Source organism: Enterococcus silesiacus (assembly GCF_001886225.1).
GTDB lineage: Bacteria > Bacillota > Bacilli > Lactobacillales > Enterococcaceae > Enterococcus_L > Enterococcus_L silesiacus.
This window is the reverse complement of sequence record NZ_JXLC01000068.1, coordinates 1-558: the sequence shown is the minus strand read 5'-3', so window position 1 is coordinate 558 and position 558 is coordinate 1. Positions and strand designations below refer to the sequence as shown.

The 558-nt window shown below is 51.6% G+C and carries 5 tRNA genes; all 5 read left to right on the top strand.

The annotated features are described in order from the left end of the window. The first annotated feature begins 35 nt into the window (after positions 1-35). Positions 36-108: transfer RNA gene (locus RV15_RS18440), tRNA-Lys, on the top strand. Positions 109-120: 12 nt separating this feature from the next. Then, a tRNA-Leu gene (locus tag RV15_RS18435) sits at positions 121-202 on the top strand. A gap of 34 nt (positions 203-236) precedes the next feature. Continuing rightward, positions 237-309: transfer RNA gene (locus RV15_RS18430), tRNA-Thr, on the top strand. Between the two features lie 8 nt (positions 310-317). Continuing rightward, positions 318-389: transfer RNA gene (locus tag RV15_RS18425), tRNA-Gly, on the top strand. A gap of 14 nt (positions 390-403) precedes the next feature. Next, a tRNA-Leu gene (locus tag RV15_RS18420) sits at positions 404-489 on the top strand. Positions 490-558: the final 69 nt, after the last annotated feature.

Below are 558 nucleotides of genomic sequence, written 5' to 3'. Positions count from 1 at the left end.
GGTCGGCGGTTCGATCCCGTCAACCTCCATTTTTTGAGCCGTTAGCTCAGTTGGTAGAGCATCTGACTTTTAATCAGAGGGTCGCAGGTTCGAGCCCTGCACGGCTCATAGAAATATTTTGCGGGTGTGGCGGAATTGGCAGACGCACTAGATTTAGGATCTAGCGCCTTACGGCGTGGGGGTTCAAGTCCCTTCACCCGCATTTTAGTCTCGTTTGTATAACAAGGCGAATATACGCCGGCTTAGCTCAGTTGGTAGAGCATCTGATTTGTAATCAGAGGGTCGAGGGTTCAAATCCTTTAGCCGGCATCCAGACTGCGGAAATAGCTCAGTGGTAGAGCACCACCTTGCCAAGGTGGGGGTCGCGGGTTCGAACCCCGTTTTCCGCTTAGCTTGTTCTAACGCCGGGGTGGCGGAACTGGCAGACGCACAGGACTTAAAATCCTGCGGTGAGTGATCACCGTACCGGTTCGATTCCGGTCCTCGGCATTGCTTTGAAACCCTATGAATGGCAATTGTAAAATTGACAGAATAGATGTTGGCAAGTACGAAGCAGAT